Consider the following 26924-nt stretch of genomic DNA (forward strand, 5'->3'; position numbering starts at 1 on the left):
GTGCGGCGCATTGTGCCAATATTGCGCGTTTGGCCGGAGGCGCTGCGCACGCTGCCTCCGGCGCATCGACAGAGTCCCATGACCGAACAGCTTCTTCTCCCCGGCATCGATCCGCCACCGCCGCCGTTGCGGCGCAAGCGCGGCACCGCCAAGCCCCGGGTGCGCCTGGCCCGCTCGCTGTTCTTCGCGATCTTTCCGCCGCCCGAGCTTGCCGGTTCGGTGGCCGCGCTGGCGGCGCAGCTCGACGATCGGCATGCGCTCAATGGCAAGCGGGTCGAGCCGCACCGCCTGCACGTCACGCTGCACCATCTCGGCGATTTCGCAGCCGTGCCAGCCAAGCAGTTGCAGGCCGCGCGCGATGCCGCAGCGGCGGTGCCGCCACCCGTGTTCGAGATCGTGTTCGACGAAGCCATGCGCTTCGACAAGAGCCAGGCCTTCGTTCTGTGCGCCGACGACAGCCGCAACGCAGCGTTGACGGCTTTCCGGCAGCGCCTGGGCGAAGCACTGGCCGACGTGGGCTTCAAGCCCGAGCACGGCTTCACGCCGCACATGACGCTGGCGCGGACCCCGCGCACGATCGCGCGGCAGGCCGTCGCGCCGGTGCGCTGGCATGCCGACGCCTTCGCGCTGGTCGAAAGCCATGTCGGCAAGGGTGTGTACGACGTGCTCGCGCGCTGGCCCGCCTGACGAGCGCCACATTCAGGCGCCGTCGGCAAAGTGGTCGAACAGCAGCCCGCGCAGCCACTGGTTGCCCGGCTCGCGGTGCACCTTCGCATGCCAGAACAGGTTGATCGCGATCTGCGGCAGCGCCACCGGATGGGGCCGCCACACCAGCCCGAACGGTTCGGCAATGCTCTGTGCGAGGCGCTCGGGCACGGTCGCGATCATTCCGCTCGCGCGCAGGATGTGGCCGATCGCCACGAAGTGCGGCACCTTGAGCCGGATGCGACGCTGGATGCCTTGCGCGGCCATCACGTCGTCGGCCTTGCCGTGACCGGTGCCGGCCGCCTGCACCAGCACATGGTCGGCCGCGCCGAAGTCCTTCAATGACACGCTGCGCTTGCGCGCGAGCGGATGTGCGGCAGAGAACAGGCACACGTAGCGCTGCAGAAACAGCCGGCGCTGGAACACGCCAGCCTTGAGCTGCGGCAGCAGCCCGATGGCGATGTCGACGTGGCCGGCCTCGAGCTCGTCGCGCAGGCTCGCGGGCGCACTGCTGTTGTTGCGCACCGTACTGATCGTCACGCCCGGCGCCGCGTGCGACAGCGCCTCCATGAGCCGGGGCGTGAAGTAGATCTCGCCGATGTCCGTCATCGCGAGCGTGAAGCTGCGCGTGCTGGTGGCCGGATCGAACACCACCTGCTGGTTGAGCGCGCCGTGCAGCGCGCCCATCGCATAGGCGACCGGCTCGGCCAGCTGCAGCGCGAACGGCGTCGGCTCCATGCCGCGCGCGGTGCGCAGGAACAGCTCGTCGCCGAGCAGCTTGCGCAGCCGCGCGAGCGCGTTGCTGATGGCCGGCTGCGAGAGGCCGAGCGATTCGGCCACCGCAGAGACGCGCTTCTCGGCCAGCATGCGGTCGAACACCAGCAGCAGGTTGAGGTCGATGTCCTTGAGTTGCATGCCGGACCTTTATTCATGAGCGTGATGTCATCGATTCACCAAATTCTATTGGTCAATTCGACACGGCCGCGCATCATCGCGGCACAGAGACAAGCCGGCCATGGCGCCCGACGCCGCCGGCCCAAGAAAGAGCCCCCGATGGACCTGCACATTCACCCGCTTGCCCGCACCCTCGAGGTTCGCCCCGGCGCGAACCTGCTCGAAGTGCTGCGCGCGCACGACGTACCCGTGTCGTACAGCTGCCTGTCGGGGCGTTGCGGCACCTGCCGCTGCAAGGTGGTGGGGGGCCAGGTGCTCGACGGCGGCCAGGACGCGATCCGCCCGGACGGGCAGGGCGAACGCTACGTGCTGGCCTGCCAGGCCACGCTGACCGAAAGCTGCGCGATCGAGATTCCCGAGCCCGACGAGGTGGTGGTGCATCCGGCACGCATCCTCAAGGCCACGGTCACGGCCATCGATGCGCTCACCCATGACATCCGCCGCCTGCGGCTCAAGCCGAACAAGCCGCTTGCGTTCTCGCCCGGCCAGTATGCGCAGCTGCAGTTCGCGCCCGACCTCGTGCGGCCGTATTCGATGGCCGGACTTTGCGACGACGCGGAACTCGAATTCCACGTGCGCCGGGTGCCGGGCGGGCGCGTCACCGACCACGTCTTCGACCGGCTGCAGCTCGGCGATGCGGTGCGCGTGAGCGGTCCGCTGGGCACGGCCTACCTGCGCACCAAGCACCGCGGGCCCATGCTCTGCGCGGCGGGCGGCACCGGGCTCGCGCCGATCCTGTCGATCGTGCGCGGCGCCGTCGCCGCCGACCTGATGCAGCCGATCCACCTGTACCTGGGCGTGCGTTCCGACGCGGACGTGTACGGCCTGGACGAACTGCGCGCACTCCAGGCGCAGCATCCGGGGCTGAACGTGCACGTGGTGGTCGTCACCGGCCCCGCGCGCGAAGGGCAGCGCCAGGGCCTCATCACCGATGCGATCCGCGCCGACTGGCCCGGTGGCTTCGAAGGCTGGCGCGCCTACCTCTGCGGCTCGCCGCCGATGGTCGAGGCCGTCACGCAGCTCGTGCGCAGCCGCGGCTTGGCGCCCGAGCAGATCCACGCCGACGCCTTCTACCTGCAAGGCACCTGAAGAATTCGAACGAAAGGAGACCCCACGATGACGACGCAGACCGTGTTCCCCATCGAACTCGCATGGGAGAACGACAAGACCAGCCGCATTCCCTTCATGGCCTACACCGACGAGGCGCTGCACAAGAAGGAACTTCAGCGCTTCTTCTACGAGAAGCACTGGTGCTACGTGGGACTCGAAGCCGAGATACCGAACCCGGGCGACTTCAAGCGCACCGCGATCGGCGAGCGCTCGGTCGTCATGGCGCGCGACGAGGCCGGTGAGATCCATGTGTTCGAGAACGTCTGTGCCCACCGCGGCATGCAGTTCTGCCGCGAGCGCCATGGCAACCGCAAGGAGTTCGTCTGCCCCTATCACCAGTGGAACTACACGCTCAAGGGCGACCTGCAGGGCGTCCCGTTCCGGCGCGGCGTGAAGCAGGATGGCAAGGTCCATGGCGGCATGCCGCCCGACTTCAAGACCGAGGACCACGGCCTGACGAAGCTCAAGGTCGCCTCGCGCGGCGGCGTGGTGTTTGCATCGTTCGACCACGGCATCGAATCGTTCGAGGATTTTCTCGGCCCCGACATCCTGCATTACTTCGACCGCCTGTTCGACGGCCGCAAGCTCACGATCCTGGGCTACAGCCGCCAGCGCATCCCGGGCAACTGGAAGCTGATGCAGGAGAACATCAAGGACCCGTACCACCCGGGCCTGCTGCACACCTGGTTCGTCACCTTCGGGCTCTGGCGCGCCGACAACAAGTCCGAGCTCAAGATGGATGCGCGCGGCCGCCACGCCGCGATGATCTCCACGCGCGGCAGCGCGGGCAAGGCGGCGCAGGTCACGCAGGTGTCGAGCTTCAAGGAGAGCATGCAGCTGAAGGACCCGCGCTTTCTCGACATCGTGCCCGAGCCCTGGTGGGGTGGGCCGACCGCGGTGATGATGACGCTGTTCCCGAGCCTGATCCTGCAGCAGCAGGTCAACAGCGTCTCGACGCGCCACATCCAGCCCGTGGGCCACGATGCCTTCAATTTCGTCTGGACGCATTTCGGCTTCGAGGACGACACCGCCGAGATGACGCAGCGCCGCTTGCGCCAAGCCAACCTGTTCGGCCCGGCGGGCTTCGTGTCGGCCGACGATGGCGAGGTGATCGAGTTCTCGCAGCAAGGCTTCGAGCAGAAGCCGTTCCACCGCACGCTCGCCGAGCTCGGTGGGCGCGAAGTAGCGAACACCGACCACATGGTGACCGAGACGCTGATCCGCGGCATGTACCGCTACTGGCGCGACGTGATGGAGGCGGCATGACGAAAAAGCTCGACCCCGGCGCCTACCTCGAACTCGCGGGGCTCTATGCGGCCTATGCACATGCGGTCGATTCGGGCCAGTGGGACCTGTGGCCCGGCTTCTTCATCGAACAGTGCAGCTATCGGCTGCAGCCGCGCGAGAACCACGCGCGCGGCCTGCCGCTCGCCACGCTATCGTTCGAGAGCCGCGGCATGCTCGAAGACCGCGTCTACGGCATCCAGGAGACGCTGTTCCACGATCCGTACTACCAGCGCCATGTGGTCGGCCTGCCGGTGGTGCACCGGGTCGACGACGACGGCGCGATCCACAGCGAGGCCAACTATGCGGTCTTTCGCACCAAGCTCGACGGGCCCTCCACCGTGTTCAACGTGGGGCGCTACATCGACCGGGTCGTGCCGACGCCCGACGGCCTGAAGTTTGCCGAGCGCCTGTGCGTATTCGACAGCGAAATGATCCCGAATTCCATCATCTATCCGATCTGAACCCCATGACCGAAAAAAAAGAACCCGACACCCACGGTGCGCCGCTCAGGCGCTTTGTCGACCCGGACTACCGGCCGCTGTGCGCCACGCTGGCCGAGGTGCGCCAGAACATCGATGCGCTCGACCGCAAGATCGTCGCGCTGCTGGCCGAACGCGGCCGCTACGTGAAGGACGCCGCGCGCTTCAAGCGCGATGCCTTCCAGGTGTCTGCGCCGCAGCGCCAGCAGGAAGTGATCGACAAGGTGCGCGCGCTGGCCGAAGCGGAGGGCGCCTACCCCGAGGTGGTCGAGGCCGCCTACCGCGCGCTGATCGCGGGTTTTATCGCGCGAGAACAACAGGACCATCAAGGCATGGTCGACCTGGAGGCAACATCATGAAATCGCTTCGTCTTTGGTTGAGCATTGCCGCAACCGCGCTGGCCGCGAGCGCCCATGCGCAGGAATGGCCGCAGCGCCCGGTGCGCATCGTGGTGCCCTACGGCGCCGGCTCGTCGCCCGACATCCTCGCGCGCATCGTCAACGACAAGCTCGCGGCACGCATCGGCCAGCCGCTGATCGTGGAGAACAAGCCCGGCGCGGGCGGCAATACGGGCACGGATTCGGTCAGCAAGGCGCAGCCCGACGGCTACACCTTTTTGCTGTCGGTGAACGCGCCGCTGGTCTACAACACCGTACTCTTCAAGAACCTGCCGTACGACCCCTTCAAGGACCTGGTGCCGGTCTCGCTCGCGGCCACCACGCCCAACGTGTGTGCGGTGTCCAACGCGATGAACGTCGATTCGGTCAAGGGCTGGCTCGCCGCCATGAAGGCGAACCCCGGCAAGTTCAACTTCGCCTCGACCGGCAACGGATCGATCTCGCACCTGGGCGTGGAGCTCATCAAGGCGAAGACCCAGTCGTTCGCGGTGCACATTCCGTACGCATCGTCGGGGCAGGCCGTCACCGCGATCATCCAGGGCGACGTGCACTACGCCTGCCTGCCGCCGGTCGCCGTGATGCCGCAGGCCAAGGCCGGCCGCCTCAAGGCGCTGGCCGTCACCTCGGCCGAGCGTTCGGCGCTGCTGCCCGAGCTGCCGACGCTGCGTGAATCGGGCATTCCCGACATCCAGGCCGTGCCGTGGTTCGCCTACATGGCGCCCAAGGGCACGTCGAGCGACGTGGTGCAGCGCATGAGCCGCGAGATCGCCGCGGTGCTGAAAGACCCCGAGACCCAGAAGCGGCTGCAGACCGCGTACTTCGACCCGGTCGGCAGCACGCCCGAGGCGCTCGCCAAGTTCATGGCCGACGAGCTCGCGCGCTGGAAGCCGGTGATCGAGCGTGCCGGCCTCAAGCCCGACAACTGAGCCAGGAACGAACACATGAGCACCACCACCTGGGTCGACGCCGCGGCGGTCGACGACGTTCCCGCCGACGACGTGATCGGCATCGAGGTGCAGGGGCGCGACATCGCGCTCTACGGCACCGAAGACGGCATCCATGCCACCGACAACATCTGCACCCACGGCCATGCGCGGCTGTGTGACGGTTTTCTCGAAGGCCACGAGATCGAATGCCCGCTGCACCAGGGCCGCTTCGACGTGCGCAGCGGCAAGGCGATGTGCGCGCCGCTCACCGAGGACCTGCGCAGCTATCCGGTGAAGATCGAGGGCGGACGCGTGTACCTGGCGCTGGACGCCTGAGCCGCGCCCTCAGCGCTGTGCGGCTTCGACCACGTCGCGCGCGAGCGAGGCGATGGTCAGCGGCGCGCAGCCCTCGGCGTTGTTGCTGACCGTGACGTAGGCGCGCTGGCCGGCGCCGGTGGTGCCGGCGATCACCTTCGCGAGCGCCGCGCGCGTCTCCGGGTCGGGGTCGACGATCCTGTCGAAGGGGCCGTAGAGCTTCTCGGCATCTTCGTAGCCGAAGCGGCCGTGCCGGCGGTGCAGGTTCCAGCGGCACACCAGTGGCCCCGGCCAGAGCGCGCGCAGCATCGGCAGTTGCGCCTCGATCGGCGGCATCTTGGCATGCAGGCCCATGCAGAAGGTGGCGCCCACGCTGCGCAGCATGGCCGCGAAGGCGGGTGAGAGCAGTTGCGGGTCGCGCACCTCGACGGCGATCACCGCGTCGGGCGCCGTTGGCTTCAAGTTGGGCAGCGCTTCGAGCATGACGCCGATGCGCGCGAGCAGCGCCGGCGTGTCGGCCAGCAGCTGCGAAGGAATCGGGCTCAACTGGAACACCAGCGCGCCGATGCGGTGGCCCAGGCCCTCGAGCGCGGGCTGCACGAACTCCTGGACCGCGAGCTCGCGGTTCAGGAACACCGGGTTGGCCTGCGTGCCGCGGCCGCTTTCGTCGCGCACCGTGGCATCGGTCACGAGGCTCGGCGCCTTCACCACGAAACGGAAGTCGTCGGGCACCATGGCCGCATAGCGCGCGTACTGGCTCGCGGTGAGCGCGCGATAGAAGTTGCGGTCCAGGCTCACGGTGCGAAAGAGCGGATGCTGCGCCAGCGCCGCGAGCCCGTTCTTCGACAGCGCCGACTCGGCGTACTCGCCGTCCCAGACGAGGTGGGCCCAGCCCGGATAGCTCCATGACGAGGTGCCGAGCCGCAAGGCCGGCGGCAGCGCGGAAGCCAGCGCGACGAGCGCCGGATCGATGGGCGCGGGAGCCACCGTGCCGCCGCGCGATTTCTTCTTCGCAAGCGGCTCGGCTTCTTGCGGGCCTGCGGCGGGCGCCTCGGGAGGGCGCGCGAGATCGGGAAAGAGGGGGTCCTGCAGTTCGGTCATTTCTGGGCCCGCATTCTCGGCCACGCGGGGCCGCCCCCGCCGCGCCGGGCACAATCCGCGCCATGAAACAGTGGTTGCGCACGCGGGGTGGCTGGTGGCTGGCATGGCTGGCGCTCACGGCCGTGGGCGCGGTGTGGCTGGCGCGCGCCGAACTCGCGCAACTGCAGCAGGACTTCGAGACCGATGCCCGCATTGCGCACCGGCTCATGAGCCAGCAGATGGTGCAGTACGACGCCGTGCTCGCGACGCTCGCGCTGCTGGAGCCCGGCGCCGAGGCGGGCCAGCCCGAGCAGCGCCTGCCGTCGGTGTATTCGTCGATCCTGCGGGTGCAGCGCCGTGCGCGCGACGAGCCCTGGCCCGACGCCCGCCAGGCCGACGCGCTTGCAGCGGCCGAGGCTCGATCGCGCAGCACGCGTCACGCCGAACTGGCGTCGCTGGCCTTCGCCGAGGCCCGCTACCAGCTCGTGATGGGTGCCACGCCGTTCAGCTATGCGCTCGAGATCGACCTGGCCGGCTCGGTGCCCTGGCGCGACTGGCCGATGAAACCGCAGGACAGTCCGGTGCGCCTGAGCCTGCAGCACGATGGCCAGCAACTGGTGCTGCAGCCCGGCAGGCCGGCGCCCAACGGCTGGCGCTTCGGCCTCTCGAAGGCGCTCGCCTCGCCGAGCCAGCCGTTCCTCATGGTGGCCGAGCGCGAGGTCGGCTGGGCCGAGCTGCCGTGGCGCAGCATGGCCGGTTGGGCCGCCGTGGTGGCGCTGCTGCTCGCGGGCCTGTGGGCCGCACAGCGCCAGCGCATTGCGCGTCGCCGGGCCGAAGAGCTGCTGCGGCTCGGCCAAGTGGCGCGGCTCAATGCGCTCGGCGAACTCTCGGCCGGGCTGGCGCACGAACTCAACCAGCCGCTCACCGCCGTGCTGGCCAATGCCCAGGCTGCGCGCCGCCTGCTCGACGACGATCCGCCCGACCTCGCGACCGCCCGCGACGCGATGGGCCAGGCGGTCGAGCAGGCCCGCCGCGCGGCCGGCGTGGTCGGCCGGCTGCGCCGCGTGATCGAGCGCCCGGAGGCCGGCGGCGACGTGCGGCCGCTCGTGCTGCAGGAGGTGGTGCGCAGCGCGCTGCACCTGCTGGCGCCCGAAATCGCGAAACGTGGCGTGGCCGCGCAGTTCGATGCCGGTGCCCAGGCGCCGGTGCGCGTGCAGGCCGAAGCGGTGGCGCTGGAGCAGATCGTGCACAACCTGCTGATGAACGCGCTGCAGGCGCTCGACCTCGTGCCGGCCGGCGATCGGCGCCTTTCCGTGGCCGTCGGGCGCAACGGCCAAGAGGGCGTGCTGACCGTCACCGACAACGGACGCGGTATCGCGCCCGAGGCCATGCCGCGTCTTTTCGAGCCTTTCTTCAGCACGCGGGAGGGCGGCCTCGGCCTGGGGCTGAGCCTCAGCGAGACGCTCGCGAGCGGCATGGGCGGCAGCCTGAGCGCCGCCCATGCGTCGCCGCGCGGCGCGCGGTTCACCTTGCTGCTGCCGCTGGTGGCGCCCCCTACGCCATGAATGCACCTGCCGCCGGCCCTCAGCCGCAGTCCCCGCTGGTCCACCTGATCGACGACGACCAGGCCGTGCGCGAGGGCCTTGCGCTCTTGATCGGCACCGTCGGCCTGCGCGTGCAGGGCTGGGCCGATCCGCAGGCCTTCATCGACGGCTTCGACCGCGCAGGCGTCGGCGCCATCGTGCTCGACGTGCGCATGCCCGGCATCAGCGGCCTCACGGTGCTCGACCGGCTGGTGGCGCAGGGCGTCGACCAGCCCGTGATCATGCTGACCGGCCACGGCACGGTGGAGATGTGCCGCCGCGCATTCAAGGCCGGCGCGGCCGAGTTCCTCGAGAAGCCGGTCGACGACGAGCAGCTGCTCGAGGCGCTGCAGCAGGCGGTGCGCCAGCATGTGCGCTCGCGCGAGCGCTCGCAGGCCGACCAGGCCGCGCGCGAGCGGGTGGCGCAGCTCTCCGAGCGCGAGCGCGAGGTGCTGGCCTTCATCGTCCAGGGGCTCACCAACAAGGAGATCGCGCGCACGCTCGCGCTGTCGCCGCGCACGGTCGAGACGCACCGCGCCAACCTGTTCGCCAAACTCGAAAGCGATTCGCTCGCGCAGCTGATCCGGCGCTATGCGCTGGTGGTGGCGCCGCAGGACTGACCGGCGCAGACACGCTCCGTCGTCTCCGTATTTTTACGGAGCGCCGGGCGTAGCCGTACGAATGGCCCGCAAGCGCCGCGGCTTCTACAGTTCGTGCAGCCGTCGACACACCGTCGGCGCAGCCCCTGCACCCCTGGAGAAACAACACACCATGCGTTCCATCCTTCGCTTCAGCACCGCCGCCGTCCTGCTCGCCGCTTCGGCCGTTCAAGCCCAGACGCCGGCACCCGCCGTGCGCACCGAAAAGAACATCTCGCTGGCGCTCGCGAACCAGATCGCGGCCGAAACCGTGGCCGCGTGCAGCGCCCTCGGCTACAACGTGGCCGCCACCGTGGTCGACCGCGCCGGCACCGTGCGCGCCGTACAGCGCGCCGACAACGCCGGCCCGCACACGCTGGCCTCGAGCGAGCGCAAGGCCTGGACCTCGGCCTCGGCCAAGGCCCCCACGCAGGCCATGATGGAAGGCGCCCAGAAGAACCCCGGCGCCGCCAACCTGGTCTACCTGCCGGGCTTTCTGCTGCTCGGCGGCGGCGTGCCGGTGAAATCGGGCAACGAAGTGATCGGCGCCGTCGGCGTGGGCGGCGCGCCGGGCGGCCACCTCGACGAGCAGTGCGCAAACGCCGCGCTCGAGAAGGTCAAGGGCCTGCTCTGATGACGATCCAGCGCCGCGCATTGCTCTCGGGCCTCGCCGCCGCTGCGCTCGGCGCCGTGGTGCCGGCCCGCGCGCTGGCGCAGGTGGCGCCGCAGCCCGCCGAGGCCGAGGCCTACCAGGGCCTGCACCGCGCCGCCTGGCGTGGCGACCTCGCGAAGATGAAGGCGCTGATCGCGGCCGGCGCGATGCTCGAGGCGCGCGACGCGCACGGCCGCACGCCGCTGCATGTGGCCGCCCATGCACGCCAGCACGACGCGATCCGGCTGCTTGCCAAGGCCGGCGCCGATCTCGACGCGCTCGAGGCCGACCGCTACGACGCCGTCACCATCGCCGCGGTGGCCGACGACGTGCCGACGCTCGCGCTGCTGCTCGCGCTGGGCGCCAAGCCCGGCCAGATCACGAGCCGCTACGACGGCAACGCCCTGATCGCGGCCGCGCACCTCGGCCACGACGAGGTGGTGCGCCGGCTGATCGCGGCGGGCGCACCGCTCGACCATGTCAACAACCTGCACTGGACCGCAGTGATCGAGTCGATCGTGCTCGGCGACGGCGGCCCGCGCCACCAGCGCACGCTCGCCGCGCTCGTCGAGGCCGGTGCCAGCCTGAAGCTCACCGATCGCCAGGGCAACACGCCGCTGCAGCTCGCGAAGGCGCGCGGCTACGCGGCAATGGTCGCGCTGCTCGAGGCAGCGGGCACGGGCCTACAGCGAAAGTAGCGCGCAGCACGGCTGCTGCCGCTCGGGGACAATCGGGGCCTCGCCACGAGGAATCCGCCCCATGTACATGCCCCCGCAGTTCAATGCCAAGGACCCGGCCATCGCGCTGGAACTGATGCGCGCGCACCCGTTCGCCACGCTGATCTCGAACGACGACGACGGCCTGCCGTTCGTCACGCACCTGCCGCTCGTGGCCGAGCAGGATGCCGACGGCGAACTGGTGCTGTTCGGGCATTGCGCCAAGCCCAATCCGCACTGGCGCTTCCTGCAGGCCCGGCCGCAGGCGGTTGCCAGCTTTCTCGGCCCGCATGCGTACCTTTCGCCATCGGTGTATCCCGACCTCGCGCGCGTGCCGACCTGGAACTACCTGGCGGTGCACTGCACGGTCGAGGCCCGGCTGATCGAAACACCCGAGGCCAAGGACGCGCTGCTCAAGAAGCTCATCGGCGAGCACGAGCCCGCCTATGCGCAGCAGTGGCGCGACCTCGGGGAAGCGTTCCAGCACAAGATGCTGGCCGGCATCATGGGCTTCTCGCTGCACGTGCGCGCGCTGCAATCCAAGGTCAAGCTCAACCAGCACCGGCGCGAATCGCATGCCGCGATGCATGCGATGTATGGCGCAGGCACGCCCGACGAGAGAGCACTCGCCGTGTGGATGGAACGCCTCGGGCTCATGGCCGACATTCCGCAGACCGCCGCTGGTACGCAGAGCGCGTGATGATGGCCGCCGACGACGCGCACTGGATGGCGCTCGCGCTGGCCGAGGCGCGGCTGGCGGCCGAGGCCGGCGAGGTGCCGGTGGGCGCGGTGCTCGTCAAGCAGGGGCAGCTCGTCGCGTCGGGACGCAACCGGCCCGTGGCGCAGCACGACCCGAGCGCGCATGCCGAGATCAACGCGCTGCGCGCCGCCGCCGCTGCGCTCGGCAACTACCGCCTCGACGGCTGCGAGCTGTTCGTCACGCTGGAGCCCTGCGCGATGTGCGCCGGCGCCATGCTGCATGCGCGGCTCGCGCGCGTGGTGTTCGGCGCACCCGATCCCAAGACCGGCGCGGCCGGCTCGGTGCTCGACCTCTTCGCGGAACCGCGGCTCAACCATCGCACGCAGGTGCAGGGCGGGGTGCTCGCCGACGAGTGCAGCGCGGTGCTGCAAGCGTTCTTCCGCCTGCGCCGGGAGGCGGCGCGCGAGCAGGCCGAGCCGCTGCGCGACGACGCGCTGCGCACCCCGGCCGAACGCTTCGAGGCGCTCGAAGGCTATGACTTTTCGCCGCACCATGTGCAGGACCTGCCCACGCTGCAGGGCTGGCGCATGCACTACCTCGACGAAGGCCCGGCCGATGCGCCGCTGGCCCTGTGCCTGCACGGGCCTGGCGAATGGAGCTACTTCTTCCGCCACCTCACAGGCGCGCCGGGACTGCGCACGCTGGTGCCCGACCTGATCGGCTTCGGCCAGAGCGACAAGCCCAAGCGCGAGAGCGTGCATCGGCTCGCGTGGCACTGCGAGGTGCTCTGCGAATGGCTCGACCGCATCGCGCCCGGGGCGCCGGTGGCGCTGGTGCACAGCGCCGCGGGCGGGGCGCTCGCCGCGCTGCTGCAGGCGGCGCGACCCGGGCGATTCACTGCCGTGCTGGCTGCGCCTGACGAGGGCACCGCGGCCGGCGCTGCATGGCGCGCGCCATTCCCGGACCGCGGCCACGAGGCGGCACTGCGCGCGCTCGGCCCGGTCGCCCCGGCCTCGGCATCGGGGCCAAGCCCTGCACAGGCCGCCGCGCTCGGGCGGCAGGTGCGCGAGGCAATGGGATACTCGTCGCCGTGAGCACCAAAAAACACATCTACATCTATTCCCCTTCGAGCGCGGTCCGCGACAAGGCCGCATTCCGCCGCGGCGTCGTGAGGCTCGAGAAGCTCGGCCACGAGGTCGAGATCGACGAAGCCGCGTTGTCGGTGCACCAGCGCTTCGCGGGCGACGACGCCACGCGGCTCGCATCGATCACACGCGCCGCGGCAAGCGGCGCCGACATTGCGCTGATCGCGCGCGGCGGCTACGGGCTCACGCGCATCCTCGATGCGGTTCCCTACAAGGCCGTGGCCAAGGCGATCGACCGCGGCACCGAGTTCGTCGGCCTCAGCGACTTCACCGCGCTGCAGAACGCGCTCTTCGCCAAGACCGGCGCCGTCACCTGGGCCGGACCCGCGGTCGGCGAAGACTTCGGTGCCGAGGGCGGCCCCGACGACATCATGGAAGCCTGCTTCGACGACCTGGTGAGCGGGCAGGGCGAGGGCACCGGCTGGCGCATGCCGGTGCGCGATGCAGAGATCCGGTTCAAGCCGGTGCACGGCGCCACGCTCTGGGGTGGCAACCTTTGCGTGCTCGCGAGCCTGCTCGGCACCCCGTATTTCCCGCAGGTCGACAAGGGCGTGCTGTTCCTCGAGGACGTCAACGAGCATCCCTACCGCATCGAGCGCATGCTCGAGCAGTTGCGCATGGCCGGCGTGCTCGCACGGCAGCGCGCGATCGTGCTGGGCCAGTTCACCGGCATGCGCAAGGTGCCCGGCTACGACCGCGGCTTCGGCTTCGAGGCGGTGGTCGACCGGCTGCGCACGCAGCTCAAGGTGCCGGTGCTCACGGGGCTGCCTTTCGGGCATGTGCCGACCAAGGTGCTGCTGCCCGTGGGCGCCAAGGTCGAACTCGCGGCCGACGGGCGCGACGTGTTCATGGTCTGGGGCCATCGGCATGCGCACGGTCATGGCGACCATGCCTGAAGCCTGACGGCCGGCGGCCGGCGGCCGGTCAGCAGACTCTGTGGTGGCGGCGCGGCCCCATGGAACCGGGCAGGCCGCCCTTGAACATGCCGTTGATGGATTTCATCTGGCGGCGCGCGGCGGTTTCGCCGTCGATCGCGCTCAAGGCCAGCATCACGTCCTGGCGCAGGTACCAGAGAGATTCCACATCGACCGCGAAGCGCACGCGCTGCGCCACCCGCTGAACCGAATGTCCGCCGTGCACCTGAAGCACCTTCAGCATGGCCGCGCGGATGCGCACCAGCTGGTGTTCTGCCATGAGAGCGGTCGACCCAGGACCGGGAATTCCTAGAAGTCGGAGGAGGCGACGGACAAGCAGCATGAGACGAAGCAAAACGTATTGCGGCGACGGTGATGGATACCTTAAGCCTCACACAATCAATTCACAAGCTGGGGAATACCGTCCCTTGTTTACAAACAACAAACTTTACGTTGCAGTTGATCAAATAGGGTAGGAATTGCCTGCCTTTGCAGCGATCGCCCCGGGGGCCACGCGGCAGAAGGGAGAATGGCGAGATCCCATCTTTCAACTTGCCATGGACGTTCAAGCCACCGTCGTTTTCGCGGACCTGACGGAAAGCTCCAGGGTCTTCGAGGCCATGGGCAACGCGCGGGCGACCGAAACGGTGACGCGGCTCACCCAGTGGATCGGCAGCATCTGCCAGGCCCACGGCGGGCGGGTCGTGAAGTCGCTGGGCGACGGCGTGTTCGCCGTCTTCGCGCATGCGGCGCCGGCCACGCAGGCGGTCATCGAACTGCAGCGCTACCACCAGAAGCGGCTCATGGCATGGCCGGCGCCGCTGCGCATGGCGCTGCAGATCGGCGTGGCGAGCGGGGACGTGGTCGAAGTCGAAGGCGACTGCTTCGGCGATGCCGTCAACCTGGCGTCGCGGCTGAGCGACCTGGCGGGGCCGGGCCAGATCTGGGCCACCGACGCGGTCATCGCGCAACTGGGCGAAGGCAGCGTGCGGCACCGCGACCTGGGCCTGCTCACGATCCGCGGCCGCAGCGAGATGTCGGCCGTGCACCGCATCGACTGGCAGGAGGAACTGACGGCCTTCCTCACGGTGCCGGCTGCGCTCGCGCCGCTGCGGCTGCCCGATTCGTCCTTCGGCCAGATCGTGCTCGAATGGCTCGACGTGCGCTCGGAGTTCCGCATCGACGAGCTGCCGATCCACCTGGGGCGCGTCGACGAGGCGCAGTTCGTGGTCGACGATCCGCGGGTTTCCCGGCTGCATGCGCGCATCGAAATGCGCCACGGCAGCTGCGTGCTGATCGACCTGAGCACCTACGGCACCTGGGTGCGCTTCCACGGCAATGGCGGCCCGAGCCACGAGATCGCCTTGCGGCGCGAGGAGTGCGTGCTGCACGGCAGCGGCGAGATCGGCCTCGGCGCGCCACTTGGCGACTTCAGCGCACCGACGATCGCCTTCAACACCTCGGGCGGCGGGGTGCACCTGTCGCGCGGGTTCGCGCGCTGAGCCGCACCGTCGGGGTCAGTGTCCGGCGGCCAGGATGTCCGAGAGTTGGCCGATGTCGATCGGCTTCTGCAGGTGGTGGTCGAACAGGTCGCGCGCGGCAGCGCCTGCGGCGTCGTCGGCCGAAAAGCCCGAAATCGCCACCAGCAGTCGCGGGCTGTGGCCGCTGGTGTCGGCGCGCAGGCGCCTGGCGACCTCGCTGCCCGGAAAATCGGGCAGCGTCAGATCGATGAGCGCCGCATCGAAGCGCTCCGCGGCCGCGGCGTCCATGGCCTGTTGCGCGGTGTAGGTGCAGCGCGCCGTATGGTCCTGCAGGGTCAGCAGCTCCCGCAGCAGGTCTGCGGCAGCTTCGTTGTCATCGACGATCAGCACGTTCACGGAGGCGCTTTCTTAATAAATTCAAAGGTCGATCATGCAGTATCCCGGCGCACCAGCGCGCCGGTCGTAGGAGGACGCCTATGCCTGCGCCGGGGTCGGCAGGGCGGCGGGGGTTTCGGCCTGCAAGGGCAGCGTCACCCGGAACAGCGCGCCCTCGCCGGGGTGGCTCTCCACTTCGATGCGCCCGCCGTGCAGGCACACGATGCGCCGCGTGATGAAGAGGCCCAGCCCGAGGCCCGGCGCGTGCTTGCGGCTGTCGTCGGTGCGCTCGAACTGCTCGAAGATGCGCTCCTGGTCCTCGGGCGCGATGCCGATGCCCTGGTCGCGCACCGCGACGTTCGCCATGCCGTCGATTTCGCGCAGCTGCATCTCGACGGGCTTGCCGCGGCCGTAGCGCAGCGCGTTGGTCAGCAGGTTGGTCAGCACCTGCTCGATGCGGAACTCGTCCCACACACCGTGAAGCTGCTGCGGCGCGTCGAGCGCGATCACGGAACCCGCGGCCTCGGCCTGCTGCCGCAGGCCCTCGACCACCGCCCGGGCCAGCGCTGCCAAGTCGACCGACTTGGGCTGGATCGACAGCGCGTCGCGGCGCAGCCGCGTCACGTCGAGCATGTCGTCGATCAGCCGCACCATGTTGCGAATCTGCCGCTGGTCGCGCTCGATCATCGCCGGCAGCCGGTCGGCGGCGAAGGACTCGAGGTTGCCCTTGGCCACATGCAGCTGCCGCAGCTGTGTTTCGAGGTAGAGCGTGTTCAGGGGCGTGCGCAGCTCGTGCGAGACCATCGACATGAAATCGTCGCGCATGCGCACCGCATGCTCCAGCTCGACCTGCGTATGGCGCAGCTGGCGCACGAGCTCTTCCTGCTTGTGGTTGGCGGCCGCGAGCGCGTCGCGCTCGTGCCGCAGCGCCTTGCGGTGGCGGTGGAGGTCGACGAAGACGCTGACCTTGCTCGCGACCACATGCGGATCGAGCGGCTTGTGCAGGAAATCGACCGCGCCGCTTTCGTAGCCCTGGAACGCGTAGTTGAGCTCGCGGCCCGCGGCGCTCACGAAGATGATCGGGATGTGGCGCGTGCGCTCGGTGCCGCGCATCAGCTCGGCCAGCTCGAAGCCGTTCATGCCCGGCATCTGCACGTCGAGGATGGCGAGCGCGAACTCGTGGTCGAGCAACAGCGCCAGCGCCTCCTCGGCAGAGGCCGCGCGGTGCACGGCGCGGCCGGGGCCGCGGATCAGGGCCTCGAGCGCCAGCAGGTTCTCGGGCAGGTCATCGACGATCAGCAGCTTGCTCTCGACGTCAATGGGCATGGGTGGACTCCAGTTGCAGCAGCAGTGCGCGAAGTTCGCGCAGGGGAAGCACGTGATCGGGACGGTGCAGCGCGATGGCCGCTTCGGGCATGGTGGACACCTGGGCTTCCCCGGGGTCCTGCACGGCGGTGAGCCCGCCGGCCAGGTGGATGCGGTACAGGCCCTCGGCGCCGTCTTCGTTGGCGCCGGTAAGTAGCAGCCCGGCCAGCCCGGCGCCATACGCGTCGGCGGCCGAGGCCATGAGCACGTCGATCGAGGGCCGCGAAAACCGCACCGGCGGCTCGCAACTCAGCGAGAACGAGCGGTCGCGCTCGATCGACAGATGGTAGCCCGGCGGCGCGAAATACACCGAGCCGGCAGCGACCGGCATCTTGTCGGCGGCTTCGTGCACCGGTACCTGCAGGCGCTCGGCGAAGATCTCCGCCAGGTGGCTCTCGTGCGCTTCGGGCAGGTGCAGCACGATCACCACCGGCAGGCGCCAGGGCGGCGCAAGACCGTCGAGCAGCGCGATGAGCGCCTCGATGCCGCCGGCCGAGGCGCCGAGCGCCACGGCCTCCACGCGCCGCTCCGGATGGGGCCTTGCGTTCGTCTTCATGAGGCCTTGCGGTAGATGCGCTCGGGCCGCGAATGGGCGTCGAAGCGGCTGGCGTAGCTAGAGAAATCGATGCTTTCCTTGGCGCCCAGGCCGAGGAAGCCGCGGTGGCAGAGTGACTCGTGGAACAGGCCGAGCGCGCGGTCCTGCAGCTCGCGGTTGAAGTAGATCAGCACGTTGCGACACGACACGAGCTGCGTCTCGGCGAACACGCTGTCGGTCGCCAGGCTGTGGTCGGCAAAGATCACGCCGGCGCAGAGCGAGGGGTCGAAGCGCGCCGCGTCGTAGGCCGCGGTGTAGTAGTCGGAAAATTCGCCACGCCCGCCCGCGCGCTGGTAGTTGGCGGTGTAGCCGCGGATCGCCTCGATCGGAAAGATGCCCTGGCGTGCCTTCTCGAGCGAAGCGGGATTGATGTCGGTCGCGTAGATCTGCGTGCGCGCGAGCAGGCCTTCTTCCCGCAACAGGATCGCGAGCGAGAACACCTCCTCGCCAGTACTGCAGCCCGCCACCCACACCTTGACCGACGGGTAGGTGTGCAGGATCGGCACCACCTGCTGGCGCAGCGCAAGAAAGTACGCCGGGTCGCGGAACATCTCGCTGACCGGAATCGTCAGGTACTGCAGCAGCCGCCCGAACAGCGCCGGGTCGCGCAGCACCTTCTCCTGCAGCGCCGAGATGCTCGGCAGGCCCAACTGCTCGAGCGCATGCAGCACGCGGCGCTTCTGCGAGGCCAGCGTGTAGTTGCGGAAGTCGTAGCTGTACTTGAGGTAGATCGCCTCCATCAGCAGCCGCAGCTCGATCTCCGTGTTGCTCAGCACGGCGGGCGGCGGTGGGGCGGCGGGCTTCACAGCCGCTCCATCTTGGGCATCCACACGCGCAGCAGCGAGAACAGCCGCTCCAGGTCGACCGGCTTGGCGAGGTAGTCGCTCGCGCCGGCCGCGAGGCACTGCTCGCGGTCGTCCTTCATGGCCTTGGCGGTGATGGCGATCACCGGCAGCTTGTCGAAGCGCGGGTCGGTGCGCAGCCGGCGCGTGGCCTCGAGGCCGTCCATCTCCGGCATCATCACGTCCATCAGCACGAGGTCGATGTCACGCACCTGGTCGAGCTTCTCGAGCGCCTCTCGCCCGTTGCGGCCGATCTCGACAGTCGCGCCGCGCTGCTCGAGCGCGCTCGTGAGCGCGAACAGGTTGCGCACGTCGTCGTCCACCAGCAGGATGGTGCGGCCCTCGAAGATGCGGTCGCGCCCGCGAGCCGCCTTCAGCATGCCCTGGCGCTCGCTCGAGAGCTCGGCCTCGACCTTGTGCAGGAACAGCGTCACCTCGTCGAGCAGCCGCTCGGGCGAGCGCGCGCCCTTGATGATGATCGAGCGCGAATAGCGCTGCAGCTCGGCTTCCTCGTCGCGCGTGAGGTTGCGCCCGGTATAGACGATGACCGGCGGGAACGAGACGATCTCCTCGGCCGCCATCTGCTTGAGCAGCTCGCTGCCCTGCATGTCGGGCAGGTGCAGGTCGGTGATCATGCAGTCGAACACGCGCTGGCGCAGCAGCACGAGCGCCTCTTCGCCCGAGCCCACGGCGACGATCTCGATGTCGTCGTCGCCGATCAGCCGGATCACGCTTTCGCGCTGCAGCGCGTCGTCCTCGACCAGCAGCACGCTCTTGACCTTCTGCGTGAGCTTCTCTTCCAGCCGCCCGAACACCTTCATCAACTCGGCGCGCGTGGCCGGCTTCTGCGCGTAGCCGATGGCGCCCATGTGCAGTGCGGCCGCCTGCGCGTTCTCGGCCGCCGAGACCACGTGGATCGGGATGTGACGCGTCTTCGGCGAATCCTTCAGCCGCTGCAGCAGGTCGAGCCCGGTGCTGTCGGGCAGCCGCATGTCGAGCAGGATGGCATCGGGCACGAACTGCTGCGCCAGATCGAAGCCGTCGGCCGCGCCGTGCGCGACCAGGCAGCGGTAGCCGAGCTCGTGCGCAAGGTCATAGAGGATGTGTGCGAACTGCGGCTCGTCCTCGATCACGAGCACGCGCCGAACCTGGTCGATCGGCAGCGCCCGGTCGTCGTCGAAGAGCGGCGCCGGCACCGGCGCGGGCGGTGCCGGGCTCGCGTGGCCGAAAGAAGAAGAAGAGAGAGCGGAAGAGGGCGCACGCGTGGGCGACGGGGCGCGCTGCGGCAGTGCCGAGCGTGCGGGCGCGGGCGCCTGCTGCGATGCCTGTGGCGCCGCCGCCGGCAACTGCAAGGTGAAGGTGCTGCCGCGGCCCGGTTCGCTCTGCACGGTGATCGTGCCGCCCAGCAGATGCGTGAGGTCGCGCGAGATCGACAGGCCCAGGCCGGTGCCGCCATAGCGGCGGCTCGTGGTGCCGTCGGCCTGGTGGAAGGCCTCGAAGATCAGCGCCTGCTGCTCGGGCGCGATGCCGATGCCTGAATCGGACACGGCGAAGGCCGCACCGCCGTCGGGCGTGCCCGAGACCACCACCGACACCTCGCCGCTGTCGGTGAACTTGAGGGCGTTCGACAGCAGGTTCTTAAGGATCTGCTCGACGCGGTGCCGGTCGGTGACGAGCGTCGGCGGTATGTCGGGCTGCAGCGCCATGCGGAACGAGAGCTGCTTGTCGGTGGCCAGTGGCCTGAACATGTCCTCCAGGCCTTGCACGAGCTTCGGCAGCGCCAGCTCCTCGACCACCACCTCGAGCTTGCCGGCCTCGACCTTGGCAATGTCGAGGATGTCATTGATCAGCACCAGCAGGTCGTTGCCGGAGGCATAGATCGATTCGGCGAACTTCACCTGCTCGGCGCTCAGGTTGCCCTGCGGGTTGTCGCCGAGCAGCTTGGCGAGGATCAGTGCACTGTTGAGCGGCGTGCGCAGCTCGTGCGACATGTTCGCGAGGAATTCCGACTTGTAGCGGCTGGCGCGCTGAAGCTCGTCGGCACGGTCTTCGAGGTCGCGCTGCACACGGCGCAGCGCGGCATTGCGCTGATCGAGCGCCTCGGTGCGTTCCGACAGCTGGCTGTTGGTCTGCTCGAGCTCGGCCTGCTGGTTCTCGAGCATGGCCTGCGAGGCGCGCAGCGCCCGCGACTGCTCCTCGAGCTCCTCGTTGGCGGTGCGCAGTTCTTCCTGCTGAACCTGCAGTTCCTCGTTGAGCTGCTGTGTCTCGGTGAGCGCGTCCTGCAGCTGCTCGCGGTAGCGCGCGGCCGCAAGCGAGGCGCCGATGTCCTCGGCGACCAGGTCGAGCAGGTCGTTGGTGCGCGCATCGGGGGCGCGCGGCAGGCCGAGCTCGAGCACGCCGTTGACCAGCCCGTCGCTCGACACCGGCACCAGCAGCACGGCCGAGGGCGACATCTCGCCAAGGCCCGAATTGACCTTCAGGTAGTCGGCCTGGATCGGCTCCACCAGCATACGCCGGCGCTCGGCGGCGGCTTGGCCGACGAGGCTCTGGGTCGGCGAGAAGACCTGCGGCGACGACTCGGCCTCCATCGAGAAGCCATAGCTCGCGGCCCGCCGCAGCGAGCCGTGGCGCTCGCGCACGTAGAGCGCCCCCACGGCGCTGCCGAGGTGGCGCGAAAAGAAGGCCAGCACCTTGCGGCCCATGTCGTTGGCGCTGAGTTCGCCGACCAGTTCGCCTACCAGCTCCGTCTGCAGGTTGCGCAGCCATGCCTGCTGGGCCAGCCGCTCTGCATGCGTGGCCTGTTCCTGGAGCACCGCGTCGTAGCTGTCGGACAGCAGCATCAGCTGGCGCCGTCCGAAGTAGGCCACCAGGCCCGTGAAGAGCACCGTGAAGAACAGGAACACGCTCACCACGAGCCAGCTCGTGCGGTTGGCGTCGCCGTTGCGCTGGTGGCGCAAGGTCTGCTCGGTGTTCATGAAGGCATCGAACTCGGCACGCATGCCATCGCTGAGCTGCTTGCCCCGGCCGTCGCGCACGGGCCGAAGGTAGTCGGCGCCGGCGCGGCGCAGGTCGATGAGTTCCTGGGCATACCGGTTCCAGTCGTCCTGCACCGCTGCGATGCGGTCGAGCCGCTCGGTTTGCTGTCGGTTGTCGGACACCAGCTTGCGCAGCGCCTGGAAGTCGCCCTTGATGCGCGGCAGCGCACTCTGGTAGGGCTGGAGAAAGCTCTCGTCGCCCGTCAGCAGAAAACCGCGCAGGCCGGTTTCCATGTCGATGCTCCGGCGCTGCAGCTCGCTGACGCTGCGGGTCACGGTGTCGGAGTGCTCGACCCACCGGATCGTCGACAGCAAGAACAGGATCAGCCCGACGAACACCAGGGCGCCGATCAGCCCGCCGAGCAGCGGGAGTTTCAGGTTGCGGCTGAGCAGGCGGTCGAAGTCATCGGGGTCGATCGCGGTCGGGGTTTTCATTCGTGAGAAGCGTATTTGTAAGCAAAACCTTTGAAGTCTGACCGATTCGAGCGATTTTCCGTGTCAGAGAAGGCGCCGACAGGATTTGGAGCGCCGTCGGCAGGCTTAGTTATACTGTTGTTTTGTACAGTTCTCCCGTGGCCACGGATCCTTCCTCCATGCTCCCCGATATGGCAGCCGATGCGCGCACGGTGTCGGTGCGGGCGCTGTGCGCGTTCGCGGCCAAGGCGGGCGATCTCGACCTGCGTTTCGTGCCTGCGCCGAGCGCCCAGGAGGGCATGGCCGGCCACGCCCTGGTGCAGGACCGGCGCGGCGAGGGCTACGACAGCGAGGTCGCGCTGGTCTCGCACTGCGGGGCGCTGCGCGTGCGCGGCCGGGCGGATGGCCACGTGCCGCAAGCGCCGCGGGTGGAGGAGATCAAGACCTTCCGCGGCGACTTCGACGCCATCCGCGGCAACCATCACGCGCTGCATTGGGCGCAGGCCCGCACTTATGCCTGGATGCTCTGCGAGAAGCACGGCTACGAACGCATCACCGTCGCGCTGGTGTACCTCGACCTCGGCAGCGGCGAAGAAACCGTGCTCGAGGAGCCGCACACCCGCGAAGCGCTGCAGGCGCATTTCGAAGACCTGTGCGCGCGCTACAGCGCCTGGGCCGACAGCGAGGCCGCGCACCATGCGGCACTCGGCGCGGCGCTGGCGGGGCTGGCGTTTCCGCACGGGGCGTTCCGCGCCGGCCAGCGCGAACTGGCCGAGGCCGTCTATCGGGCCGCTGCGAACGGCCGCTGCCTGATGGTGCAGGCGCCCACGGGCATCGGCAAGACGCTGGCCACGATCTTTCCGCTGCTCAAGGCCCGGGCCGCGCAGAAGATCGACAAGATCTTCTTTCTCACGGCCAAGACCTCGGGCCGCGCCGTGGCGCTCGACGCGCTGCGCCTGCTCGGGCCCGGTGGCGGCAAGGCGCGGGTGCTGGAACTCACCGCGCGCGAGAAGGCCTGCGAATACCCCGAGCGCGCCTGCCACGGCGACGCCTGTCCGCTGGCCAAGGGCTTCTACGACCGCCTGCCCGCCGCGCGCGAGGAGGCTGCGCAGGCGGTCAGGCTCGACCGGCCGGCGCTGCGGCGCATCGGGCTCGCGCATGGCGTGTGCCCGTATTTCCTGGCGCAGGAGATGGCGCACTGGTGCGACGTGATCGTCGGCGACTACAACTACTACTTCGACGGCAGCGCCTTCCTGTTCGCCACCATGAAAGATGCCGAATGGCGCGTGGCCGTGCTGGTCGACGAAGCGCACAACCTGCTCGAACGTGCGCGCGGCATGTACAGCGCCGAACTCGACGGCCCGGCCCTCGAGGAAGCCCATCGCGCGGCGCCCGCGGCCGTGCGCGGCGCGCTGGCGCGGCTGTACCGCGAGTGGGACGCCGTGCAGCAGGCGCAATCCGAGCCCTACGACACCTGCGACGAGATCCCCGATCGCTTCGCGCGCACGCTGCAGGCCGCCAACATGGCGATGGGCGAGCATTTTGCCGCCACCCCCGACGCGGCGCAGGGGCCGCTGCAACGCTTCTTCTTCGACGCGCTGCATTTCGCGCGGCTGGTCGAAGCTTTCGGCGACCATTCGGTGTTCGAACGCCGGCTCGGCCCGACGGGCGGTCCGGGCCAGCCGCGCAGCCTTTCCATTCGCAACCTTGTGCCCGCACCGTTCCTGGAGGCGCGCTTTGCCGATGCGGCTTCGGTCGCGTGTTTCTCGGGCACGCTGTCGCCGTTCGCGTTCTACCGCGACGCGCTCGGGCTGCCACCCGAGACGGCGCTGCTCGACGTCGCGTCACCTTTCGGCAGCGACCAGCTGCAGGTCGAGGTGGCGACCCACGTCTCGACCCGCTTCCGTGACCGCGCGGGGTCGCTGCGCCGCGTCACCGACATCATGGGCGCGCAGTTCGAGCGCCGGCCCGGCAACTACCTCGCGTTCTTCAGCAGCTTCGACTACCTCGAACAGGCTTTCGCGGCCTTTCTCGCGCGGCATCCCGGCGTGCCCGCCTGGGCCCAGACGCGGGGCATGGCCGAATCCGAGCGCAGCGGCTTCGTGGCGCGCTTCGAGGAAGGCGGCCACGGCATCGGCTTTGCCGTGCTCGGCGGCGCCTTCGGGGAGGGCATCGACCTGCCGGGCAGCCGGCTCATCGGCGCCTTCATCGCGAGCCTGGGCCTGCCGCAATACAACGCGCTCAACGAGATCACGCGCGAACGCATGCAGGCGCGCTTCGGCAAGGGCTACGAATACACCTACCTCTATCCGGGCCTGCAGAAGGTGGTGCAGGCGGCCGGCCGCGTGATCCGCACCGAGCGGGACACCGGCGTGCTGCACTTGTTGGACGACCGCTTCGCACGCGCCGAGATCCGCGCGCTGCTGCCGCGCTGGTGGGCGCTGCGCATCGGTGGTGCGGCCGGGGCGACGCACGAAGGAGCGGCCGATGCGATCGGCTAGCCGCATCGTCCAGTTGCCCGACGAGGCCGACCTGTTCGGCGAATCGCCCGCCGCCGCGATCGAGGGGCTGAAGTACGAGCGCGAGTTCATCACCCGTGCCGAGGAAGAGGAACTGCTGCGCACCGTGCGCGGCTTCGAACTGCGCGAGATGCGCTACAAGGCCTACATCGCGCGGCGCCACGGCATCGGCTTTGGCGGCAGCTACGACTTCGAGGACCACAGGCTGCGCCCCGGCCCGCCGATGCCCGAATCGCTGCACCCGCTGCGGGCACGGGTGGCCGCATGGATGGGCATGGCGCCCGAGAATTTCGCGCATGCGCTGCTTGCCGAATACCGGCCCGGCACGCCGCTCGGCTGGCACCGCGACGTGCCGGATTTCGAGGACATCGTGGGCGTTTCGCTGCTCGGCGACGCCGTGCTGCAGCTGCGGCCCTATCCGCCGGCCAGTGCCAGCGCACCCGCGAGCCTGCAGCTGCGAATCGCGCCGCGCTCCATCTACATGCTGCGCGGCCCTGCGCGCTGGGCCTGGCAGCACGCGATCGCGCCGACCGAAGGGCTGCGCTATTCCATCACCATGCGCACGCGCCGGCAGGGGTGAGCGGCGGTGTGCGGCGGCCAGGGTGGCGCCGTGCGGCTGTGGGAATAGGCTCACGGCGGCCGTCGCCCCTGCCGCGCGCGCGACATGCCGGCGGCTGGGTAGCTTCATGCCATGACATACCCGTCCGTTCTCATTTCGTTCAGCGTTGCTCATGCGGCCGCGGAGGCCTCGCGATGAAGCACGCGGTCATCGGTGCCACCGGGCACGTCGGCTCGGCGCTTGTATCGGCATTGCTTGCGCGTGGCGAAGCTGTGACGGCCATCACACGCGATGCGCGCCATGCCGAGGGCTTTCAAAAGCAGGGCGCGGCCATAGCGCAAGCAGACGTCTTCGACGTGCCCGCGCTGCGCCGAGCGATCGAGGGGGCGGAGCGCCTGTTCGTGCTCAATCCGCCCGCGCCGCCCGACACCGATACGGCGGCCGAGGAGCGCCGCAGCCTGCGCTGCATTCTCGATGCGATCCAAGGGCTGCCGCTGCAGAAGATCGTGGCCGAGTCCACCTACGGCGCGCAGCCCGGCGAGGGCCTGGGCGACCTCGGCGTGCTCTATGACATGGAGCAGGCGCTCGCAGCGCAGCCGGTGCCGGTGCCGGTGCCGGTGAGTGTGATCCGGGCGGCCTACTACATGAGCAACTGGGATGCGGCCCTGGCAGGCGCGCGCGACGCGGGTGTCGTCGAGAGCCTGTTCCCGCGCGATTTCCGCTTGCCGATGGTGGCGCCCGCGGATCTCGGGCGCTACGCCGCGCGGCTCATGTTCGGAGCCGCCGAGTCTTCGGGTCCGCATTACGTGGAAGGGCCGACGCGCTACTGCGCGGCCGACGTGGCCGCTGCGTTCGAGGCGGCACTCGGTCGACCGGTGCGGGTCGTCGAGGTGCCGCCCGCGCAGTGGGAGGCGTGGTTCCGGCGTGCCGGTTTCTCCGAGGCCGGCGCCGCGTCCTATGCGGCCATGACGCGCGACACGCTCGACAACCTCGTGCTGCCCGATGCGCCCGAGCGCGGGACAGTTTCGCTCGAGGACTACATCGGAGCGCGCGTGCGCGCCTCAGCCGCGCAGGCCTGATTCGGCCAGCCGCCTGGCCCGGTTTCCGCCCTGGCGCTCGAGCATCCAGCCCGGGTATTCCGAGGGCAGGGCGCTCGCCTTGCCGAGCGCCGCGAGTTCGGCGGCGTCGAGGAGGATCGCGGTGGCAGCGATGTTGTCGTCGAGCTGCGCCAAGCGCTTGGCACCGACGATCACGCTGGTCACCACCGGCTGGTGCAGCAGCCAGGCGAGCGCGATCTGCGCCACCGAGACCTTGCGCGCCTCGGCCAGCGTGCGCATTGCGTCGATGCAGTCGTAGGCACGCTCGAGGTTGACCGGCGGAAAGTCGAAGGTGGTGCGGCGGCTGCCCTGTTCGGCCGCGCCCGCATCGACGTCGCGCCCGTACTTGCCGCTCAGCAGGCCGCCGGCGAGCGGGCTCCAGACCATCAACCCCAGGCGTTCGCTCTGCAGCATCGGCACGAGTTCCCGCTCGAGGTCGCGCCCGGCGACGGTGTAGTAGGCCTGCAGCGACTCGAAGCGCGCGAGGCCCTGGCGCTCGGCGATGCCCAGCGCCTTCATGATCTGCCAGGCGGCCCAGTTCGAGACGCCCACGTAGCGCACATGGCCCTGGCGCACCAGATCGTCGAGCGCGCGCACCGTCTCCTCGATTGGCGTGACCGGATCGAAGCCGTGGATCTGGTAGAGGTCGATGTGGTCGAGCTGCAGTCGCCGGAGGCTCGCCTTCACGCCGTCCATGATGTGGTAGCGCGAAGCGCCGGCCGAATTGGGAGCCTGGCCGGTCTCGCCGAACACCTTGGTGGCGACGACGACGTTCTCGCGCGGCACCTTGAGGTTGCGCAGCGCCTGGCCGGTCATGGTTTCGGACAGCCCTTCGGAATACACATCGGCCGTGTCGATGAAGTTGATGCCGGCATCGAGCGCGCGGCCGACCAGCGCCTCGGCCTCGGACTGCTGGAGGTTGCCGATCTGGCCCCAGATGCCGCTGGCGCCGCCGAAGGTCATGGTGCCGAGGCAGAGCTCGGAGACGAACAGGCCGGTGCGGCCGAATTGGCGGTATTGCATGGAAGTGCGTCCTTTGC

At 69.4% G+C, this 26924-nt stretch carries 27 protein-coding genes; 18 read left to right on the forward strand and 9 right to left on the reverse strand.

All coding sequences use genetic code 11. The features are described 5' to 3' along the window. Positions 1-78 precede the first annotated feature (78 nt). Positions 79-687, forward strand: a complete 609-nt coding sequence (gene thpR, locus AC3A6G_RS10345) for an RNA 2',3'-cyclic phosphodiesterase (RefSeq protein WP_487859169.1) — start codon at positions 79-81, stop codon at positions 685-687. 12 nt (positions 688-699) lie between these two features. On the opposite strand, the gene AC3A6G_RS10350 is transcribed toward thpR, so the two are convergent. After that, on the reverse strand, positions 700-1620 hold the full coding sequence (locus tag AC3A6G_RS10350) for a LysR family transcriptional regulator (protein WP_487859168.1): 921 nt from the start codon (positions 1618-1620) through the stop codon (positions 700-702). Between the two features lie 138 nt (positions 1621-1758). Between AC3A6G_RS10350 and AC3A6G_RS10355 the strand changes: the two genes are divergently transcribed. From AC3A6G_RS10355 to AC3A6G_RS10380, 6 genes are read left to right on the forward strand one after another with little or no spacing between them, the layout of a single operon-like run. After that, the gene (locus tag AC3A6G_RS10355; protein ID WP_487859167.1) at positions 1759-2748 is read left to right on the forward strand and encodes a 2Fe-2S iron-sulfur cluster-binding protein; all 990 of its coding nucleotides are present in this window, start codon (positions 1759-1761) and stop codon (positions 2746-2748) included. Between the two features lie 27 nt (positions 2749-2775). Beyond that, the gene (locus AC3A6G_RS10360) at positions 2776-4035 is read left to right on the forward strand and encodes an aromatic ring-hydroxylating dioxygenase subunit alpha (RefSeq protein WP_487859166.1); all 1260 of its coding nucleotides are present in this window, start codon (positions 2776-2778) and stop codon (positions 4033-4035) included. Continuing rightward, positions 4032-4517 (forward strand): aromatic-ring-hydroxylating dioxygenase subunit beta, encoded by a 486-nt coding sequence (locus AC3A6G_RS10365; protein ID WP_487859165.1) that lies wholly within the window; start codon positions 4032-4034, stop codon positions 4515-4517. The genes AC3A6G_RS10360 and AC3A6G_RS10365 overlap by 4 nt, the downstream gene beginning before the upstream one ends. Before the next feature lie 5 nt (positions 4518-4522). Continuing rightward, positions 4523-4894: a chorismate mutase gene (locus tag AC3A6G_RS10370; protein ID WP_487859164.1), complete on the forward strand. Its 372-nt coding sequence runs from the start codon at positions 4523-4525 to the stop codon at positions 4892-4894. After that, entirely contained in the window at positions 4891-5859 is a 969-nt protein-coding gene (locus AC3A6G_RS10375) for a Bug family tripartite tricarboxylate transporter substrate binding protein (protein WP_487859163.1), read from the forward strand. The genes AC3A6G_RS10370 and AC3A6G_RS10375 overlap by 4 nt, the downstream gene beginning before the upstream one ends. A 15-nt stretch (positions 5860-5874) precedes the next feature. Continuing rightward, positions 5875-6195, forward strand: a complete 321-nt coding sequence (locus tag AC3A6G_RS10380; RefSeq protein WP_487859162.1) for a non-heme iron oxygenase ferredoxin subunit — start codon at positions 5875-5877, stop codon at positions 6193-6195. Between the two features lie 9 nt (positions 6196-6204). On the opposite strand, the gene AC3A6G_RS10385 is transcribed toward AC3A6G_RS10380, so the two are convergent. Continuing rightward, positions 6205-7275 (reverse strand): DUF72 domain-containing protein, encoded by a 1071-nt coding sequence (locus tag AC3A6G_RS10385; protein ID WP_487859161.1) that lies wholly within the window; start codon positions 7273-7275, stop codon positions 6205-6207. Positions 7276-7337: 62 nt separating this feature from the next. On the opposite strand from AC3A6G_RS10385, the gene AC3A6G_RS10390 reads away from it, so the two are divergent. From AC3A6G_RS10390 to AC3A6G_RS10420, 7 genes are all read left to right on the forward strand, one after another. Then, positions 7338-8819 (forward strand): sensor histidine kinase, encoded by a 1482-nt coding sequence (locus tag AC3A6G_RS10390; RefSeq protein WP_487859160.1) that lies wholly within the window; start codon positions 7338-7340, stop codon positions 8817-8819. Then, the gene (locus AC3A6G_RS10395; protein WP_487859159.1) at positions 8816-9457 is read left to right on the forward strand and encodes a response regulator transcription factor; all 642 of its coding nucleotides are present in this window, start codon (positions 8816-8818) and stop codon (positions 9455-9457) included. The genes AC3A6G_RS10390 and AC3A6G_RS10395 overlap by 4 nt, the downstream gene beginning before the upstream one ends. A 151-nt stretch (positions 9458-9608) precedes the next feature. Continuing rightward, positions 9609-10109, forward strand: a complete 501-nt coding sequence (locus tag AC3A6G_RS10400; RefSeq protein ID WP_487859158.1) for a GlcG/HbpS family heme-binding protein — start codon at positions 9609-9611, stop codon at positions 10107-10109. Next, complete coding sequence (locus tag AC3A6G_RS10405; protein ID WP_487859157.1) at positions 10109-10825, forward strand: ankyrin repeat domain-containing protein; 717 nt, start codon at positions 10109-10111, stop codon at positions 10823-10825. Before AC3A6G_RS10400 ends, AC3A6G_RS10405 begins: the two co-directional genes overlap by 1 nt. Positions 10826-10886: 61 nt before the next feature. Next, entirely contained in the window at positions 10887-11543 is a 657-nt protein-coding gene (locus AC3A6G_RS10410; RefSeq protein WP_487859156.1) for an FMN-binding negative transcriptional regulator, read from the forward strand. Continuing rightward, entirely contained in the window at positions 11543-12637 is a 1095-nt protein-coding gene (gene tadA / locus AC3A6G_RS10415) for a tRNA adenosine(34) deaminase TadA (RefSeq protein WP_487859155.1), read from the forward strand. Before AC3A6G_RS10410 ends, tadA begins: the two co-directional genes overlap by 1 nt. Continuing rightward, a complete protein-coding gene (locus tag AC3A6G_RS10420; RefSeq protein ID WP_487859154.1) occupies positions 12634-13584 on the forward strand; it encodes an LD-carboxypeptidase in 951 nt (316 codons plus the stop codon). Before tadA ends, AC3A6G_RS10420 begins: the two co-directional genes overlap by 4 nt. Positions 13585-13612: 28 nt before the next feature. Here AC3A6G_RS10420 and AC3A6G_RS10425 read toward each other — a convergent pair whose 3' ends face one another. Next, positions 13613-13864 (reverse strand): hypothetical protein, encoded by a 252-nt coding sequence (locus AC3A6G_RS10425; RefSeq protein WP_487859153.1) that lies wholly within the window; start codon positions 13862-13864, stop codon positions 13613-13615. A gap of 295 nt (positions 13865-14159) precedes the next feature. Here AC3A6G_RS10425 and AC3A6G_RS10430 point away from each other — a divergent pair, with 295 nt between their 5' ends. Beyond that, entirely contained in the window at positions 14160-15104 is a 945-nt protein-coding gene (locus AC3A6G_RS10430) for an adenylate/guanylate cyclase domain-containing protein (protein ID WP_487859152.1), read from the forward strand. Positions 15105-15119: 15 nt separating this feature from the next. Here AC3A6G_RS10430 and AC3A6G_RS10435 read toward each other — a convergent pair whose 3' ends face one another. The 5 genes from AC3A6G_RS10435 to AC3A6G_RS10455 form a co-directional block, all read right to left on the reverse strand. Continuing rightward, the gene (locus AC3A6G_RS10435; RefSeq protein WP_487859151.1) at positions 15120-15479 is read right to left on the reverse strand and encodes a response regulator; all 360 of its coding nucleotides are present in this window, start codon (positions 15477-15479) and stop codon (positions 15120-15122) included. Positions 15480-15557: 78 nt separating this feature from the next. Then, complete coding sequence (locus tag AC3A6G_RS10440) at positions 15558-16784, reverse strand: hybrid sensor histidine kinase/response regulator (RefSeq protein ID WP_487859150.1); 1227 nt, start codon at positions 16782-16784, stop codon at positions 15558-15560. Further along, on the reverse strand, positions 16774-17379 hold the full coding sequence (locus tag AC3A6G_RS10445) for a chemotaxis protein CheB (RefSeq protein ID WP_487859149.1): 606 nt from the start codon (positions 17377-17379) through the stop codon (positions 16774-16776). Before AC3A6G_RS10445 ends, AC3A6G_RS10440 begins: the two co-directional genes overlap by 11 nt. Then, the gene (locus tag AC3A6G_RS10450) at positions 17376-18224 is read right to left on the reverse strand and encodes a CheR family methyltransferase (protein WP_487859148.1); all 849 of its coding nucleotides are present in this window, start codon (positions 18222-18224) and stop codon (positions 17376-17378) included. The genes AC3A6G_RS10445 and AC3A6G_RS10450 overlap by 4 nt, the downstream gene beginning before the upstream one ends. Continuing rightward, positions 18221-21730 carry a response regulator gene (locus tag AC3A6G_RS10455; RefSeq protein WP_487859147.1) on the reverse strand — a complete coding sequence of 1170 codons (3510 nt, stop codon included), beginning with the start codon at positions 21728-21730 and terminating at the stop codon, positions 18221-18223. Before AC3A6G_RS10455 ends, AC3A6G_RS10450 begins: the two co-directional genes overlap by 4 nt. A gap of 158 nt (positions 21731-21888) precedes the next feature. Here AC3A6G_RS10455 and AC3A6G_RS10460 point away from each other — a divergent pair, with 158 nt between their 5' ends. The 3 genes from AC3A6G_RS10460 to AC3A6G_RS10470 all read left to right on the forward strand — a co-directional run bounded on the left by AC3A6G_RS10460 (position 21889) and on the right by AC3A6G_RS10470 (position 25866). Next, positions 21889-24210 carry a helicase C-terminal domain-containing protein gene (locus AC3A6G_RS10460; protein ID WP_487859146.1) on the forward strand — a complete coding sequence of 774 codons (2322 nt, stop codon included), beginning with the start codon at positions 21889-21891 and terminating at the stop codon, positions 24208-24210. Then, positions 24197-24808: an alpha-ketoglutarate-dependent dioxygenase AlkB gene (locus AC3A6G_RS10465; RefSeq protein WP_487859145.1), complete on the forward strand. Its 612-nt coding sequence runs from the start codon at positions 24197-24199 to the stop codon at positions 24806-24808. Before AC3A6G_RS10460 ends, AC3A6G_RS10465 begins: the two co-directional genes overlap by 14 nt. Before the next feature lie 173 nt (positions 24809-24981). Next, positions 24982-25866, forward strand: a complete 885-nt coding sequence (locus AC3A6G_RS10470) for an NmrA family NAD(P)-binding protein (RefSeq protein ID WP_487859144.1) — start codon at positions 24982-24984, stop codon at positions 25864-25866. Here the strand turns inward: AC3A6G_RS10470 and AC3A6G_RS10475 are convergent. Then, on the reverse strand, positions 25849-26907 hold the full coding sequence (locus AC3A6G_RS10475) for an aldo/keto reductase (protein WP_487859143.1): 1059 nt from the start codon (positions 26905-26907) through the stop codon (positions 25849-25851). The genes AC3A6G_RS10470 and AC3A6G_RS10475 overlap by 18 nt on opposite strands. Between the last annotated feature and the right edge of the window lie 17 nt (positions 26908-26924).

The organism is Variovorax sp. Soil_C_26, from assembly GCF_057657075.1.